General features: G+C 69.1%; 11 protein-coding genes and 2 pseudogenes. 6 read left to right on the top strand and 7 right to left on the bottom strand.

What is annotated here, in order from left to right:
* Positions 1 to 239: 239 nt before the first annotated feature.
* The 4 genes from ACTWQR_RS53595 to ACTWQR_RS53580 form a co-directional block, all read right to left on the bottom strand.
* Entirely contained in the window at positions 240 to 1,256 is a 1,017-nt protein-coding gene (locus tag ACTWQR_RS53595) for an NADP-dependent oxidoreductase (RefSeq protein ID WP_443234651.1), read from the bottom strand.
* A gap of 127 nt (positions 1,257 to 1,383) precedes the next feature.
* Entirely contained in the window at positions 1,384 to 2,214 is an 831-nt protein-coding gene (locus ACTWQR_RS53590; protein WP_443234650.1) for an enoyl-CoA hydratase/isomerase family protein, read from the bottom strand.
* 208 nt (positions 2,215 to 2,422) lie between these two features.
* Complete coding sequence (locus tag ACTWQR_RS53585) at positions 2,423 to 3,868, bottom strand: DHA2 family efflux MFS transporter permease subunit (RefSeq protein WP_443234649.1); 1,446 nt, start codon at positions 3,866 to 3,868, stop codon at positions 2,423 to 2,425.
* Between the two features lie 439 nt (positions 3,869 to 4,307).
* Positions 4,308 to 5,087 (bottom strand): MBL fold metallo-hydrolase, encoded by a 780-nt coding sequence (locus tag ACTWQR_RS53580; protein ID WP_033326259.1) that lies wholly within the window; start codon positions 5,085 to 5,087, stop codon positions 4,308 to 4,310.
* A 569-nt stretch (positions 5,088 to 5,656) separates the two neighbouring features.
* Between ACTWQR_RS53580 and ACTWQR_RS53575 the strand changes: the two genes are divergently transcribed.
* A complete protein-coding gene (locus ACTWQR_RS53575) occupies positions 5,657 to 8,422 on the top strand; it encodes an AAA family ATPase (RefSeq protein WP_443234648.1) in 2,766 nt (921 codons plus the stop codon).
* 64 nt (positions 8,423 to 8,486) lie between these two features.
* Here ACTWQR_RS53575 and ACTWQR_RS53570 read toward each other — a convergent pair whose 3' ends face one another.
* Both ACTWQR_RS53570 and ACTWQR_RS53565 read right to left on the bottom strand, forming a co-directional pair.
* The gene (locus ACTWQR_RS53570) at positions 8,487 to 9,101 is read right to left on the bottom strand and encodes a TetR/AcrR family transcriptional regulator (RefSeq protein WP_443234647.1); all 615 of its coding nucleotides are present in this window, start codon (positions 9,099 to 9,101) and stop codon (positions 8,487 to 8,489) included.
* A gap of 702 nt (positions 9,102 to 9,803) precedes the next feature.
* The gene (locus tag ACTWQR_RS53565) at positions 9,804 to 10,478 is read right to left on the bottom strand and encodes a hypothetical protein (RefSeq protein WP_443234646.1); all 675 of its coding nucleotides are present in this window, start codon (positions 10,476 to 10,478) and stop codon (positions 9,804 to 9,806) included.
* Positions 10,479 to 11,134: 656 nt separating this feature from the next.
* Between ACTWQR_RS53565 and ACTWQR_RS53560 the strand changes: the two genes are divergently transcribed.
* From ACTWQR_RS53560 to ACTWQR_RS53545, 4 genes and pseudogenes are all read left to right on the top strand, one after another.
* A complete protein-coding gene (locus ACTWQR_RS53560; RefSeq protein ID WP_443234645.1) occupies positions 11,135 to 12,199 on the top strand; it encodes a DUF6192 family protein in 1,065 nt (354 codons plus the stop codon).
* Between the two features lie 108 nt (positions 12,200 to 12,307).
* The gene (locus tag ACTWQR_RS53555) at positions 12,308 to 12,502 is read left to right on the top strand and encodes a hypothetical protein (RefSeq protein WP_443234644.1); all 195 of its coding nucleotides are present in this window, start codon (positions 12,308 to 12,310) and stop codon (positions 12,500 to 12,502) included.
* Positions 12,503 to 12,651: 149 nt separating this feature from the next.
* Positions 12,652 to 13,410: pseudogene (locus ACTWQR_RS53550) on the top strand (IS5 family transposase); the annotation flags it as partial.
* Positions 13,411 to 13,498: 88 nt separating this feature from the next.
* Positions 13,499 to 13,789, top strand: a complete 291-nt coding sequence (locus ACTWQR_RS53545) for a hypothetical protein (RefSeq protein ID WP_443234643.1) — start codon at positions 13,499 to 13,501, stop codon at positions 13,787 to 13,789.
* Between the two features lie 131 nt (positions 13,790 to 13,920).
* On the opposite strand, the gene ACTWQR_RS53540 is transcribed toward ACTWQR_RS53545, so the two are convergent.
* Positions 13,921 to 14,859, bottom strand: a complete 939-nt coding sequence (locus ACTWQR_RS53540; RefSeq protein ID WP_443234642.1) for an alpha/beta fold hydrolase — start codon at positions 14,857 to 14,859, stop codon at positions 13,921 to 13,923.
* Between the two features lie 99 nt (positions 14,860 to 14,958).
* Between ACTWQR_RS53540 and ACTWQR_RS53535 the strand changes: the two are divergent.
* Positions 14,959 to 15,775 (top strand): annotated as a pseudogene (locus tag ACTWQR_RS53535) (IS5 family transposase).
* Positions 15,776 to 15,909 lie beyond the last annotated feature (134 nt).

Raw genomic sequence — 15,909 nt, 5'->3', positions numbered from 1 at the left:
GGGCCCGGGACGGCCTCCCGGCTCGAAGAACAAGCACCGAGCCAGGCACCACGACGTCGGCAAGACCGTCAAACGCGCCGAGTCGATCAAGGAACACCAAGCCCGCCCACGTTAAACGCCAAGCTCAGTAGGTGTTTTTGAACCCGAAACTCGCTCAGGGGCTGGATGTAGGCCGGCCTCCTTCAGTGCGGAGGGCCCGCCGCGCGGCGGGCCCCTCGCTCGGCTTGCTGGTGGCAGGTTCAGAGCTTGACGATCATCTTTCCGATGTTCTCGCCGCGCATCATCGCGAAGAAGGCGTCCAGGGTGTTGTCGAGGCCCTCCCGCACCGTTTCGCGGTAGCGGAGCTTGCCCTCGGCGAGCCAGCCGCCGACCTCGTGGACGAAGTCGGGCTGGAGGTCCAGTTCCTCGCTGAACATGAACGACAGGATGTCCGAACGCGTCACCGACAGGTTCCACAGGTTGCGCGGCCCCACGACCTTCTCGCCGTTGTACTGGGAGACCATCCCGCACAGGACGACGCGGGCGTGCAGTTTGAGCGCGCCGATCGCCGCCTCCAGATGCTCGCCCCCGACGTTGTCGAAGAAGACGTCGATGCCCTCGGGCGCCGCCTTGGCCAGCTGCTCGGCGACCGGGCCGTTCTTGTAGTTGAACGCCGCGTCGTAGCCGTACTCCTCGACCAGCAGCTTGACCTTCTCGTCCGAGCCCGCGCTTCCTATCACGCGTCCGGCGCCCTTCAGCTTGGCGATCTGACCGACCTGGCTGCCGACCGCGCCCGCCGCACCGGAGACGAACACTGTGTCGCCTTCCTTGATCTTCGCGAACCGCTCCAGCCCGATGTAGGCGGTGAGGCCGGTGAGGCCGAGCACGCCCAGGTAAGCGGTGAGAGGCGCAAGATTCGGGTCCACCTTCTGGGCGGTCGCCGCGTCGAGGACCGCGTGGTCGCGCCAGCCGAGAACGTGCACCACGTAATCGCCGGGCGCGAAACCCTCGGCGTTGGACACCAGGACGCGGCCGACCGCCGGACCGTCCATCGGTGCGTTCACGTCGTACGGCTCGATGTAGGACTTCTTGTCGCTCATCCGGCCACGCATGTAGGGGTCGACCGAGAGGTACTCGTTGGTGACCAGGAGCTGACCCGGGCCTGGCGTGCTGAGGTCCACCTCGCGCAGCGAGAAGTCGGACGCCGTCGGCCGGCCCTCCGGGCGGGTGTCCAGGTGCCAGGCGCGGGCGGTGGTGGGCAGGGTCTGCTCGGACATGTGGATCAGGTCCCTTCGGAGAGAAAGTGGTACTCGGGGAGGCCGGCAGGCCGGCCGGGTCGCCCGCGGATCCTGCTGTCGAGCCTCTGTCGGGCGCTGTGGTCGGTCGTGCCGCGGCGGGAGGTGATCAGAGGTTCTGGTTGACCAGGCCGATGTACTCGCCCAGCTGGTACTCGACGTCGAGGCCCTTTTCAGCGGCCAGTGCGCCGAGCCCGATCGCACGCGCGGCGAATCCCGGCTGCGTCAGTGTGTCCGCGAACTCGCCGAAGGCGGCGACCAGGTCGGCGTCCGGCGGCAGTGTCGCCCGGTTGACCATGGACTTCGCGGTCGCCAGTGCCTGCCGGTCGAAGGAGGCGAGGCGGGCGACCGTCGCGTCGACGAAGGCGTCGAGTTCCGCGTCGGGCAGGGTGCGGGTGACCCATCCCCAGCGCTCGGCCAGGTTGGCGTCGTAGTCGGCACTGGTCAGGATCGCCTCCAGTGCGCGGTCGCGGCCGATGGAGCGCGGGAGCCGTTCGGCGCCGCCTCCGCCGGGGACGATGCCGATGCCGACCTCGGGCTGGCCGAAGAACGCCTTCTCGCGGCTGGCGTAGCGCAGGTCGCAGGCGAGGGCCAGCTCGTTGCCGGCGCCGCGGGTGCGGCCCCGGATGGCCGCGATGCTGACGAACGGAGCCTTGGTCAGCCGCAGGACCATGTCGGTCCAGACCGGGTTGTCGTCCTCGTGCTCGGGCTGGGGGAGGTCGGCGGCTGCGGCGCCGTCGTAGTGGTTGATGAAGAAGTCGGGGAGTTCGCTGCTGAAGACGACGACCTGGATGTCCGGGTCGTTCTCGAGCTCCTTGACGATTCTGTGCAGCGTCACGACGGACTCGGGAATCACCAGGTTCACGGGAGGATTCGCGAACGTGATCCTGGCGGTCCGCGGGGTGGTCCGCTCCAGGCGGATCGTGCTGGGCTGGCTCATGGCGTGGTCCGTTTCTTAGGGGGTTGCGTGGCCGTGATCGCGTCCGACGGCCACGGAGCTGTTGCGCCTGGTGGGGATGCGGGTGCCGCCGCTTTGTCCGTCGGAGCGGCATCGCTACGGCAGGCCCGCCTGCACCTGTGTGGCATGGTGTGTGCGCCGTTCGAGCTGATGACGAGCACGGTTTTCTCACGTCAGGGGTGTGCGGGGTTCAGATGGTGGCCGGGGCGCCGGCCGGAGTGCCTTTCGAGAGGTCGGCAGCCTGGCTGTCGGCCTTGGGCCGGCCGAGCATCAGGAGCGAGACGGCTGCGGCCAGGGCGACCGCACCGGCGCCGACCCAGAGCGCCGGGATCAGTCCGTCCACGAACGTGGAAGCGGACTCGTAGCCCCCCTGGGAGGAGAAGACGGCGGCCAGCGATGCGACGCCGATGGCGCCGCCGACCTCACGGATGGCGTTGTTGGCACCGGAGGCGATGCCTTCCTCCTCGGTGCGGACGGTGCTCATGACGAGGTTCGCGCTGGGGGCGAAGAACATGCCCATACCGACTCCGCAAACGATCAGGGCCGGCAACAGGGAGGTGTACGACACCTGTGGTTCGACGACCATCGCCCAGAGTCCCAGGCCCACGGCGTTGAGGGCCATGCCCACCGCGACGACGGGGGCGCCGCCGATGCGGTCGGAGACCGCGCCTGCGATGGGTCCGGCGATCATCGGCATGGCGGTCCAGGGCAGCATGCGCACGCCGGCTTCCATGGGCGAGTAGCCGCCGACGGTCTGCAGGTACTGGCTGAGGAGGAAGATCGACCCGAACATGCCGAGGAGCATCAGCAGGCTGGCCGCGTTGATGGCGCTGAAGGCGCGGTGGCGGAAGAGGCGCATCGGCAGCATCGGGTTCTCGACGCGCTGTTCCCACAGGACGAAGGCGATGAGCAGGGCAGGGCCCGCGATGAAACCGCCCAGCACCAGGGTGCTGGTCCAGCCGTCGACGTTGCCGCGGATCAGGGCGTAGACGATGCCGAACAGACCGCCGCTGGCCAGGGCCGTGCCGACGAGGTCGAGGCTCGGGTTCGGGCCGTGGCTCTCCTTGAGCCGCAGCAGGGCGAGCGGCATCAGGATCAGCCCGAGCGGGACGTTCACCCAGAAGATCCACTGCCAGGAGAGGTGCTCGGTGAGCGTGCCGCCGATCAGGGGTCCGGTGGCGACGGCGATGCCGCTGGCTGCGCCCCAGATACCGAATGCCGCGCCGCGTCGCTCGGGCGGAACGGCGGCCGAGAGCAGGGTGAGTGTCAGGGGCGTCACGATGGCGGCGCCGACGCCCTGCGCCGCTCGGGCGGCGATGAGTTCGTTCATCCCCGGGGCGAGCGCGGCCGCGGCGGAGGCGGCGGTGAAGATGCCGAGCCCGAGGACGAACAGCCGTCGCCGTCCGAACCGGTCACCCAGCGAGGCGCCGAACATCAGCAGGACCGCGAAGGTGAGGGTGTAGGCGCTCACCGTCCATTCGAGGTCCTCAAGTGCGCCGCCGAGGTCCTCACGGATCGAGGGCAGGGCGGTGGTGACGATCAGATTGTCGAGCGCGGTGATGAATCCCGCCGCGCTGGTGATGACCACGGCCCATACGGCGGTGCCGCGCCGGGCTGGTTGCTGCTGCTGGGACACGACTTCCTCATCGCAGACGGGACGAGTGCTGATGAACAAAGGTGGCTGCCGCGGGGGCGAGCGGCATGGTTCGCCGACGCGCCCGATCACCCCGGAAGTCGTCGACGGCCACCGTTGGCCGACTGATGCTCAGGCGGGGTGGGGTGGGGGTCGGCGTGACTAATTCGTGGGGTGACGCGGAAGAAGGCGTGGATGTCGCCGACAAGGCGTGTTGCGGTTGTTCCATGGCCCCGAGGCGATCGCATGAGCCGTACTGATGGAACGTCACTGCGCGGGTGAATCGACGGGTCGCACCTGTGAGGTTCCTTCAGCCGAGGACGTGATCACCACGGGTGCGAGCTGATCGAGCGGCGCCCTGAGCGTCAGCACGTAGCTCTGGCCGGGGCGTTCGCTTGAGCGGCCTCGACCGGAATTCGGGCGGTCGTCTCAACGGTGTCGGTCAGGCGGGCCGGGTGCCGAAGAGGTAGAAGTTGCCGATGTCGATCACGAAGGGAGCCGCGTAGTCGGGGTAGCGCTCGATGATGGCCTGCTTGTAGGCCTCGCCGTCGTCACCGAGCAGGTCACTGGCGGCCTCCAGGTACGCGGCCATCTCGGCGAAGACGGCCTGTCCTGCGGGCAGCCCGTGTCCGGGCAGGACCGTGTCGTAGGACGGGTCGGCGAGTTCCTGCAGGATGACCTGCCAGCGGGCGATGTCGTTGTTTCCGACGAACGCGTGGGTGTGGTGGTAGACGAGGTCCTGTGCCACCAGTACGCCCTGCTCGGGCAGCCGGATCAGCAGCTGGTCGCTGGTCTCACCGCCGGAGACGGTTTCGAAGACGAAGGTGACACCGTCGATGACCTCGGTGCCCGGGGTGATCAGGTCGGTGGGTGCCACTTCCGCTGCCGGGACCGGGACGCCGTTCAGGTCCTGGAGGTCGCCGCGGGCCGCCATCTGATCCCGTACGACCGCCAGCGCGTGAATGGGTGCGTTGAAGCTGGCTGCGCCATGGTAATGGTCCGGGTGGTCATGGGTGACGATGAGCCGGTCCAGCGGCTTGCCGAGTCCCTTGGCGTATTCGACGACCTCGTCGGCGTCTGCGACGTTGACCTGACCGTCCACCGCGATGAGCAGGTTCGGGGTTTCGATCAGCTGGGTGGTGACGTTCAGACCCGTGTCGGGAGCCATGTAGCTGTGGACCCGCACGATGCCCTTGTCGATGACGGTGACTGTGCCCCTCATTGCTCTACTCCTTCTAAGTCTCTCGCCCAAGAAGATCGCCCTGTGACTGGGGGCGGGGATCTCTTCGGCCGTCTTGCTTCATATGACGGGAGCTGGGTTCTCGCCCCAGGTGGACATCACGTGTCGGATCTGCGCCTGGCACCGGGGCAGTCGCCCCGTCCAAGGGAAGCGCGAGCCATCCACGACCACCTCCGAGTCGTAAAGACGAAAGCCGCTTGTCGAGGGCTCACCACCTCAGCGAGCACGAGCGGCACGGCGCGCCGACGCCTCAGGCGGCCGGGTCGACGGCGCAGCGCAGGTATCTGCCCGGAGGCCGCCCTGACGGTCACGGCATTCGTCACCAAGAGCGCTGTCGTAGTCCTGCCGATGCTTCCGACTTCGGTGATCGACGTCGCCTTGTGGTCCTCCTGCCGTGCAGCGCGAGTGCACTGAGCACCCAGGCATGACGCTAAGGAGGAAGGGCGGGAAGCGGATCTGTCACCTCATCTGTCACAGGGCTGCCAAGCGCAGGTCAACTGGCGGTGTCGCGTATGGTCCCGGCTGCAGTGAGCCATTAAGGTTTCAAGCAAATGAACCTGTATGGACGGCACCAGGAGCAGGCAGCCCTCGACCGGATCCTTGACGCCGCTGGTCAAGGCGCCGGGGCGGCTCTGATGGTGTGGGGCGAACCCGGTATCGGCAAGACCGCCCTGCTCGACTACGTGGCCGAAGCAGCTGGTGGAGACTTCACCGTCGTGAGATGCCGGGGTACCCGTCTGGAGTCGGGGGTGGCGTTCGCCGGCCTGCATGAACTGCTGTGGCCGGTGAAGGACCGGATCAGCACACTCCCCAAGCCGCAGGCCAACGCCTTGAACGGGGCACTCGGCATCAGCGGTGACGCGGCGGACCCGTTCCTGATCAGCGTGGCCGTACTGACGCTCATCGGCGATTTGGCCGGGGAGCGGCCTGTGCTGATCGCCGTCGACGATGCCCACTGGCTGGACGAGCCCTCCGCACGGTGCCTGGCCTTCGTGGCGCGCCGCCTGCGCGCCGAGCCCGTGGCCATGCTCCTGACCGGACACGACGATCCCGTCGAGGGACCGTGGGAGGAACTGGCGGCGATGGAGGTCCGTGGGCTGGGCGACGAGGACGCCCGGCTGCTCGCCGGTGCCGTCGCTCCGCACGCCGACGAGGCGGTGATCCGCCGCACGGTCCGGGCGGCGGCCGGCAATCCGCTCGCGCTCCAGGAACTGCCCACGTCCATGGCGGCGGGCGACATCTCGACGCACCCTCTCGCCGGTGAGCAGATCGCCGTCGGGCCCCGCCTGCGCCGTACCTTCCGTGCCCGCATCGTGAGGTTGTCCGCGCCCGCCCGCACCGCGCTTCTTCTCATCGCCGCCGATGACCGCAGCGACCGGAACACCATGTGCCAGGCGGCTCTTGTGCTCGGCCTCGACTCGGCCGCGTGGGACGAGGGGATGCACTCGGGTCTGCTCACCACGCGTGCGGACGGTCGTATCTGCCTCCGCCACCAGCTGATGGGGGCGGTGGTCTACGAGGAGGCACCGGCCGCGGACCGGCAGGCGGTTCATCGCGCGCTCGCCTCCGTGCTGACCGGTGAAAACGCCGACGAGCTGCGCCCCTGGCACCTCGCCGCGGCTGTGGAAGCCGCAGGCGGACCTGACGGGGAGGTGGCCCGGCTGCTGGAGGAGTCGGCCGATCGCTCCTGGGCACGCGGCGGCTGCGCCGCGGCCGGCCGTGCCCTGCGGCGCGCGGCGGCGCTGTCCCCCTCCACGGACGACGCGACCAGGCGGCTGGCTCACGGAGCGAAGGCGGCCTGGCAGGCCGGCCAGGCCGATATGGCGCGGGACATGCTGGCGCGGGCCGAACGGATCTCCTCCGAAGCCAAGGTCGCGGACCTCAGCGAGGGGTTGCGTGGGCTGATCGAGTTCACGCATGGCCATCTCGAGATCGCCTGCCGTCGGCTTGCCCGGGACATGGAGCGGGTGGCCGACACGGGGCAGGCGTTCACGCTCGGCAGCATGGCGCTGTGGGCGGCGTGGGCGGCCGGGCACGGCGAACTGCAGCGCGAGACGCTCCACCGGCTCGAGCGGCGGCTCTCACAGGGGGACTTCCCGGACACCGGCCTGTTGCTGCGCGCATGGTGGACGGAGGACCGGAGAGGCGGCGCCGATGACCGCGAACAGGTGGCGGCCCTCGGCGGTCAGGGCCTCGACCGGCTCAGCGGCACTTCCTGGCCTCTGATGCCACCGGCCCCGCTGGGGGTGGCCTGGGGCACCGAGCACGTCCTTGGGGAGGGCCTCCACCGGGAAATCGACCAGCTGCGGCAGACCGACCAGGTGACCGCCCTGACCCAGGCGCTGGCCCAGACCGTGACGGTAGACATCGCGCAAGGATCCTGGGCCTTCGCCGAGGCGAACACCATCGAGGGGCTCCGCGTGGCGCAGGAGATCGGCGACGAACACTCGGCGTCGCAGTACCGCAACTGTCTCGGATGGCTGGCAGCCGCGCGAGGCGATGAGCAGACCGTCGCGGACCATGCCGCCCGGACCGCCGAGGTCTGGGTGCCGCGCGGAGGGCGCGTCTTCAGCGCGGCCGCGCAGTGGACCCTCGGTATGTCGGCGCTCTTCGCCGGCCGCGCCGAGGACGCTGTGGGCCGCCTGGTCCGGCTGACCGAGGACGGGCACCACGCGGCGCACCCCACCATCGCGCTGCTGGCCGCGCCTGACACCGCTGAAGCCGCGGTCCAGGCCGGGCAGCGGGCGACTGCCGAGGAACAGGCGTGGTTGCTGCGGCGGTGGGCGGAGCGGTCCCATGCGCCCTGGGCGGTCTCCGCAACGCACCTGGTCCATGCCCTGCTGGAGTCCGGAGCTGATGCGGACAAGCACTTTCGGCTAGCGCTGGAGGTCCCCGGAGCCCAGTCGCGGCCCTTCGCCTACGCCCGCACCCGCCTGCTGTACGGCGAGTGGCTTCGCCGGGCCCGCCGCCGTAGCGACGCACGGATCCAGCTGGCGGAAGCCGCGGAAACCTTCCGGCGACTCGACGCGGCTCCCCTGCTCGCCCGCACCCTGGCCGAACAGGAGCTGAGCGGGCAGCAGGTGCGCCGCGACTCGGCACCGGACCGGGACGCCCCAACGGTCCTGACCGCGCAGGAGGCGAGAGTCGCACGGCTGGCCGCGGAGGGACTCACCAACCGGGAGATCGGGGCACAGCTATTGATCAGCCCCCGCACGGTGGGCTATCACCTGGCCAACGTGTTCCCCAAGCTCGGCATCGTCTCGCGCGCCGACCTCGCGCGCGTCGACTTCGAGGAAGGGCTGCGCTTGAAGGGGTGACCGGCGGTATCCCAATGCTGCTCGGTGGCTCGCCGATGCCCGGATTCTTACCGTAGGGATGATCTCACGGTCCCTTGGGTTGGGTCAGCCGTCGCACCAGGTCTACCCAGGTGGCCTGCAGGCGTGCGGTGGCCACTCCGCGTTCCTTGCGCAGGTAGTCCGCCGCTTCGAAGCTCGTGAAGGCGAGCAGGGCGTGGGCGAGCAAGTCATGGTCTGCGTCAACCCCTGTCTCGCGCAGGAGAGTTGAGACATGACCGTGGAAGGCCCGGCCGGTGTTCGAGGCGTTGCGGCGTGCGTAGGGCACCTGGCGTCCCAGCGCGGCGCCCAGGTCCGCGTCGGCGGCGATGCGCACGAGCAGGGCGCAGCCGAACGCTGCCAGACGATCTCCCGCGGAAGCTCCTGGCCCCAGGGGAGGAGGACCTGAGGTGTACAACTTCTCAAACTCCGCCTCGGCTTCGTTGAGGAGAGCGAGCAGGAGGCCGTCGCGGTCGCCGAACCGGCGAAAGAGCGTGCCCTTCCCTACACCGGCCGCTTCGGCGACCTCCCGCATCGTCACATTCTCGGCTCCTTGTTCGGCGATCAGTTGTGCGGCCGCTTTCAGCAGCCGGGAGCGATTACGCGCCGCATCGGACCGCTCGGCGGTGACGCCGACCGATGTGTTGTTCGGTGTCTGTGTCACCGTTCACTCCGTGATGTTGCGTGTGCGGACATACACGCTTCCGTCCTGGATCTGCACCGGGCGGGCTTGGACGGGATGGTCAACTGAGGGCCGAGGGGGGGCGGTCGGCGCGCAGGTCGTGCCAGGAGCCACGTAGCGGGCCGGCGGCCACTGAGATTCACGCCGCCTGCACTGGCCATGAGGCGCCCCGGGGTCAGCATCGGCTCCCGGCCCCGGGAGGCCAGGTGGTGACGATCGCCACTCGGATCAGGCGTCACCTCGCACGGTCATGAGGCGCCGCCTGATCCGGTGTTAGGGGTCTGCCGCTCGACTCAGGTAGGTGTCCCGGAGGCCATGAATCAATACGGCAGGCACGAGATGTCTCCGATCGGTGATTTGTTTGGGGTTGTGGACATCACAAGCGCGGTTGGGTGCGACGCCCGGCGGGAATGGCGCCGGCTCAAGCATCGCCAACCGCCCAGAGCGTCGGGGGGACCAGTCGTCTGCGGACGGTGAGCGGACCTCGAAGTCGACCTGGGCGGAGCAGACGGCCTGGTGGGGTGCGCGTGCACTGAGCACGCCCGACGCTACGGACGTAGGGCTGGGAGTGGATCCGTCACTCTACGGTCAACGTATCGGTCATCGAATTACCAACTGCCAGAGCCAGGAACCACACCCAACTGCAATCCCTGCTGAGGGAAGGTTTCGCGACGTCACCGAGGCCTACGCACCCGATCCCAAAGCTTCCTGACCGACCGACGGGCTGCCGCCGCCGGGTGCGTCGGCCTGCCCTCCGAGAAGCCGGGTGTTCTCCGCCATAAGTCGCTGAACAACACGGCGTAAGGTCACCAGGTCTGCCTCCGCGCACCGCCCGACGGCCACGGCCTCGTCCCGCTCCCTGCGCAGTTCCTTGAGCGCGGGGTCGCGATGAGGCAGAGCAGCGAGGTCCCCACGCGCAGCGCCCATGAGATCGCGGGTCCGGAGCGAGCGCAGCTCCGACCGTGCCGTCTCCAGATCCTTGCGCAGGGCCTGATTCTGTTCGAGCAGCATGCGGTTCTCCACCTGCAGAGCCGCCTCCTTGCGGGCCGCCTGCGCGGCTGCGGCCCGGGGCCGGCTGTCGGCAAGGTGCGCGCGGGCGACCTCCGCCTCCGCCTTCAGGTCCCGATGGCGCTGCAGGTACTGAGGGTTCACTCCCGCCCGGCGCGTGATCTCCGCGTCGGACAGGGGTGCGCGCGTCTTGCGCATGCCGGCGATCACGTCGAGCACGCGCCGTCGGCACTTCTCGCTGTCGGCGCGGCGGCGGGCGACTGCGGCCTCGCGCCCTGCTTCCAGGGCGCTCGTTCGCGCAGTCCCCGCGAAGACGCCGGACAGCTCCCGCGGCGAGTTCACGGTCGTCACGCCTCGCTGGTGAGCAGGATGGGGTCGGTTGTCGGCCGGTCCAGCTGCTGGCGGCCGGCAAGCACTGCCGTCACGGGGATGACCGTGACGAACCGGTCGCGGCTGTGCATCCACGCCTCCACCATCGCGCGATCGCTGTCGGTGAGTAGGTGTTGTAGATCCCTGGCCGTGAGGTGGGTACGGCTGGATGATCTGAGGTGTGGGGGCTGGCGGGACGGCTCGGCGGTACTGCCCGGAGTGTGGTGATCCGCTGCCGCAGGCGATGGCGGCGGAGGCGGTGTTCTGCTCGGGTCGGTGCAGGTCGCGGCGGTGGCGGAGGCTTCAGCGGACCCGGCAGCGGGTGGCTGCGATGCAGCGGGGAGAGCAGGCGGAGTGCCCGGTGTGCGGGCGGTCGTGGACGGTGGGGGTGGAGCGGTCGAGGGCTGCGGTGTACTGCTCGGACCGTTGCCGGGTGCGGGCCTGCCGTCAGCGGCGGGCGTCGCGGAACGGCGTTACGGAAACGCCATAGCCGAACGTCTCGCGAACACCTCGAACACCCTTTGTTTTGCAGGGAAGTTGGGACCGACTCCCGAGCGCTTCGAGCGCCCCCAGTTCACGCTCTGCCCCGGCGTGTCGCGCGCGCGTCACGGTGGATGGTGACCGGGGCTGGCACCCCCTTGACCGGTCACGTCGTGGTGGCCGGGCCGCACCCGGGCGAGGCGGTGGTCTTCATGACCGATGTGGCCGACCGGATCGGGAACGTCACCCGGCAGCGTTACGAACAGCTCGTCACCCAGGCCAAGGAACTGATCGCCCAGATCGCGAGGGCGCAGTTCGCCCTGGGTGACATGGCGTTGGAGATCGAGCCGATGAGGTCGGTGGGCGGGTCGATGCCGAACGGCACGAACGACCTGTTCACCGTGACGGAGTCGTTGCAGATGTTCGCGGACGACATCGGCGTCGAGCGCCGGACGGTGGAAGACTGGCGATACACCGCCAACCGCTGGCCCGAGGGGCACCGCAAGGACGGCGTGTCGTTCACCGTTCACCGCATCCTCGCCTCGGTCGCGGACGCGGACGAACGCTGGGCAGCGATCGAGGACGCGCCGTTCAACCCGCGCACGGGGACGAGGCAGTGGACGCCGGACGGCGCGAAACGGGTCGTCGGCCAACGGGTCGACCGGCCGGTCACGGTGGACGAGAAGGTCCAGGCCGTTGCCGAACTGACCCGGGACGATGAGGTCGCCGCCCAGGTCGCCACCGACCTGCTGAAGCGGCCGGCGGTGACCGAGCACGTCACCCCTGCCGATAAGGTCCGGGTCGTCACGGAGCTGACCAGGGACGACACCGTCGCGCAGGAGGTCACTACCGGTCTGCTGCGCCGCCCGGCCGTGGCCCGGACGACCATGCGGGACGACACCACCCGGATGCTCGTCAACCGCGCGCAGTTCGACAACTCCGCCGAGACGCGTGATCGGATCCGCGAACGCACCCCGGCCGTCCGCGCGATCGAGCACACCATCGAATACCTCGACCTGGTCGGCTCCTGCCACGGCTTCGTGGCCACGCTCGGCCGCCTGGTCCCGCAGCTGCGCGGGCAGGAGTTCACCGAGGACGAGCGGGAGACTGTCCGCCGGCAGATCGGCCGGGTCCGCGCGGCGGCGGACTGGCTCGAAGGGGCGCTCGACAATGGCGATTTCACCCTGGATGAGCAGCTGGTCCAGCTGCTCAAAGGCGAGTAGGCCATGCCGCGACGCCGGGAGGCCCGGCCGCTGGCCGGGCACTACGGCGATCTGGTCCGCGTCGCTCTGATGGAAGCACGCCCCGCTGGCCTGCACACCTAACAGCTGATGGCTGCCACCCGCCTGACCCGTTCGCAGGTGGGCCGCGGAATGGGGCACGTCCGCGATGTCGTCGCCGCGGAGAACCTGACGCCGATCACCTGGACACGGCGAGACGGGTTCATGTTCTCCGACGACCCCGCGGACTGGATGAGTACGACAAGCGGCAGTTCCGGCAGATCCTCTGTCGGCTCACCCGGGTGATCACGGGCACGCTCGACCCGCACCTGGCCCGCTACCCCGACGACGAATGGGCCCAGCTCGCCACCGCCCAGCTCACCGGGGTGCGCGCCACCCTCGCCCAGCTCTCCAAATAACCCCCGTTCGCAGCCGATCCCTCTGCCGAGCCCGCCATGCCCGCTGCCTTCCGTCGCCGCCGCTACCCCTCCGACACCTCCGTCGCCGAATGGGCCCTGCTGGAACCCCTCCTGCCAGTGCCGGCCTGCCGGACCAAGACCGGCGGACATCCAGAGAAGTGGCCGCGGCGGGAGATCGTCGACGGCATCCGTTACATCGTCGACAACGGCGCGAAGTGGAGGGCCCTGCCTGCGGATTTCCCTCCGTGGGAGACGGTTTACGGGTTCTTCTGGAGGTGGAACCGGGCCGGGGTCGTCACCTATATCCGTGATCAGCTCCGGCGCCGGATTCGTACCGGCAAGGGCCGCTGCCCCCACCCGGTGACGCTGATCGTGGACTCCCAGTCGGTCAAGGCCGCCTCCACCGTCGGCCGGAAGAGCCGCGGCTACGATGCCGCCAAGAAAATCAACGGGCGCAAACGACATATCACCGTGGACACGCTCGGCCTGCCCGTGATGATCACGGTGACGCCCGCCGACATCCAGGACCGCGACGCCGCACGCGACGTCTTCTGGCGCCTGCGCCTGACCCAGCCGCAGATCACCCAGGTCTGGGCCGACCGCGGCTACGTTGGCGACCTCGTAAACTGGGCCCGCGACCGCCTCTGGCTCACCCTGCGCATCGTCTCCCGGCCCAAGGGCATCAAGGGCTTCGTCGTCCTGCCCCGGCGCTGGAAAGTCGAGCGCACGATCGGCTGGTGCATGAACGCCCGCCGCAACGCGCGCGACTACGAACGGCTGCCCCAGCACTCCGACGGTTGTTCACGATCACCGTGCCGCGCCGGGTCATGGTGACCCAGTCGCCGTGCCGCCGCACACCCGGGTAGGCGGGGAAGTAGGCGTCGTGGTGACGGCTGTCACCTGCGTCGTTCCAGAAGTGCAGCGGCATGGACGGCATCGGTCGGGTGATCACCAGCTCGGCGGTCTGCCCACGGACCGGCCCGCCCGCCGGACCCCACGCCTCCAGCGTGACACCCAGGGCCGGACCGGACAGCTCACCGGGCCGGACCGGCAGGATCGGTGCGCCGCCGACGAGCGCGGTCGCCACGCCCGTCCCACCGCTCACGGACTGCACCTCGACGTGTTCCGCGACCGGGGCGCGGATCCACTCGTACGCGGATGCCGGCAGGTGTGATCCGGCTGAGACGTCGTCAGGCGCCGTTTACGTGGCCTCGGTGTGCCGGCTTTCGAGGTTGCCCTTCAGGGACCGCGCGAGTTCTGGCATCGGATGGTTTGGACGTCATGTGGTCGTGTGGTGCTTTTTGGTCAGGGGGTGGAGGTGGGGTAGAAGGCGTTGATCTCGGCCAGGACGCGGTCCGGTGCTTCGTGGACGAGGAAGTGTCCGGCGCCGGGGACGACGGCGGAGGTGGCGTGGGGGGCGGCGCCCTGGACGGTCGGCAGGAACAGGTCGGCGAGGGCGGCCTGGGTGATCATGTGGACCGGGATGGTCAGCGGGGTTTCCTGGAGTTTGGTGTTGTCGGCCTCGTCCTGGGTCAGGGTCCGGTAGAGCCCGAAGCCGGCGTGCAGGACCTGGGGGCGGGAGTACACCCGGACGAACTCGGCGAGTTCGTCGTCGGAGACGTTCTCGCCGGCGGTCTTCATACTCTGGAAGAAGCGGGTGAGGAGGGTTTCGACCCGGCCGGTGACCAGTTCCTCGGCGAGCGGATTCTGCAGGAAGAAGGAGAAGTGCCAAGACACCGATGCGAGGGTGGCGAACTTCAGGTTCTTGCCGACGAGGGCGGCGTCCATGAGGAACAGGCCCGCCACCTGGTCGCGGTGCTGGGCGGCCAGTGAGTAGGCGACGTTGAGGCCGTGGTCGTGGGCGACGACGTGTACGTTCTCGTGGTGGCCGAGGTGGTTGAGCAGCTTGTGGACGTAGGTGGCCAGGACCGTTTTGGTCATGGAGGGCGGGTTTCCGGTCGAGTCGCCCAGGCCCGGCAGGTCGATGGCGATGACGGTGCGGCCGGGCAGCAGCGAGGGCATGATCGGGCGGTACTCGTACCAGCTCTGCGGCCAGCCGTGCAGCAGCACCAGGACCTGCGGGCCGTCGCCGCCGATGACGTAGTGCATCTGTACGTCGTCGATGGTGGTGAAGCCGTGCCGGAAGTGCTTGTTGAACTCGGCGTCGTCCTTGGTCGCCGTGTCGTAGCCGGGGCTGAGCGGCTCCTCCGACCCGACGGCTACGGCGGTGGTGAAAGCGTTCATTGCGGTGTTACGTCCTTTTTTAGGGGTCCTTGCAGAAAGTTCGTGTTGTGGCACGGTCGGGAGATGCGCGTAATCCCGTGTTTTCTGTGGGGTGTGACCATGGCGCGGTGGAAGCCGTGGGAGGTCAGTGACGGGTTGTGGGCGGTGATCGAGCCGCTGTTGCCGAAGCATGAACGGCGGTCCGGTACCCGGGGCGCAAGCGGATCGATGACTGCAGGACGCTCCAAGGCGTGCTGTTCGTCCTCTACACCGGCATCCAGTGGGAGTCCTGCCGCAGGAGCTGGGGTTCGGTTCCGGTCCTACCTGCTGGCGGCGGCTGGCCGAGTGGCAGAGGGCCGGGGTGTGGGAGGAGCTCCAGCGGGTGCTGCTGGACGAGTTGCGGGCTGCGGACTGTCTCGACTTCTCCCGCGCCACCATCGACGCCTCTCATGTGCAGGCCAAGCGGGGGCGAAGCAGCCCAAAAGTCGGTCCGAGCCCGGTTGACCGCGGGCGGCCGGGCTCGAAGCATCACCTGCTGACCGATGCCCGCGGCACTCCGCTGTGGGTGTCGCTGACCGGCGGTCACCGCCACGATGTCCCCCGGCTTCTGCCGCTGATCGACAGCCTTGGGCCGGTGCGGGGCAAGCGGGGCCGCCCCCGGCGCAATCCCAGGATGCTGTATGCCGACCGCGGCTACGACTACGACCTCTATCGCCGACGACTGCGCGAGCGCGGCATCACACCGAAGATCGCTCGACGGAGCCAGCCGCACGGCTCGGGCCTGGGCAAGGTTCGCTGGGGCGCCGAGTCCGCCATCGCCTGGCTCCATGGCCCTCGCCGCCTGTGGATCCGGTGGGAAGTGCGCGACGACATGCACGACGCCTTCCTGCAACTCGCCCACTGCATGACACTCGCCCGCAAGCACCCGGCTTTTTGAAAGCACCCCTAGTAGGGCTTGGTCAGGTGCGTATTGGTGTGGGTATGTCGTGGTGGCAGGTGGGGCAGGCACCGGTCCAGAGGGCGAGGAGTGTCTGCAGCTCGCGGACGACCTGGTAGAGGCTCAGGCCGGCG

It is taken from the genome of Streptomyces sp. 2A115 (assembly GCF_052245575.1).
GTDB lineage: Bacteria > Actinomycetota > Actinomycetes > Streptomycetales > Streptomycetaceae > Streptomyces.
Note: the sequence above shows the minus strand (reverse complement) of the source record. Positions and strands in the feature narration are given on the sequence as shown.

What these genes read in the sequence shown, in the direction of transcription:
- ACTWQR_RS53580 (WP_033326259.1), bottom strand. Translation starts at nt 5,087, where the DNA reads ATGAGGGGCACAGTCACCGTCATCGACAAGGGCATCGTGCGGGTCCAC.
- ACTWQR_RS53590 (WP_443234650.1), bottom strand. Translation starts at nt 2,214, where the DNA reads ATGAGCCAGCCCAGCACGATCCGCCTGGAGCGGACCACCCCGCGGACC.
- ACTWQR_RS53555 (WP_443234644.1), top strand. Translation starts at nt 12,308, where the DNA reads ATGGCTGCCACCCGCCTGACCCGTTCGCAGGTGGGCCGCGGAATGGGG.
- ACTWQR_RS53575 (WP_443234648.1), top strand. Translation starts at nt 5,657, where the DNA reads ATGAACCTGTATGGACGGCACCAGGAGCAGGCAGCCCTCGACCGGATC.
- ACTWQR_RS53595 (WP_443234651.1), bottom strand. Translation starts at nt 1,256, where the DNA reads ATGTCCGAGCAGACCCTGCCCACCACCGCCCGCGCCTGGCACCTGGAC.
- ACTWQR_RS53540 (WP_443234642.1), bottom strand. Translation starts at nt 14,859, where the DNA reads ATGAACGCTTTCACCACCGCCGTAGCCGTCGGGTCGGAGGAGCCGCTC.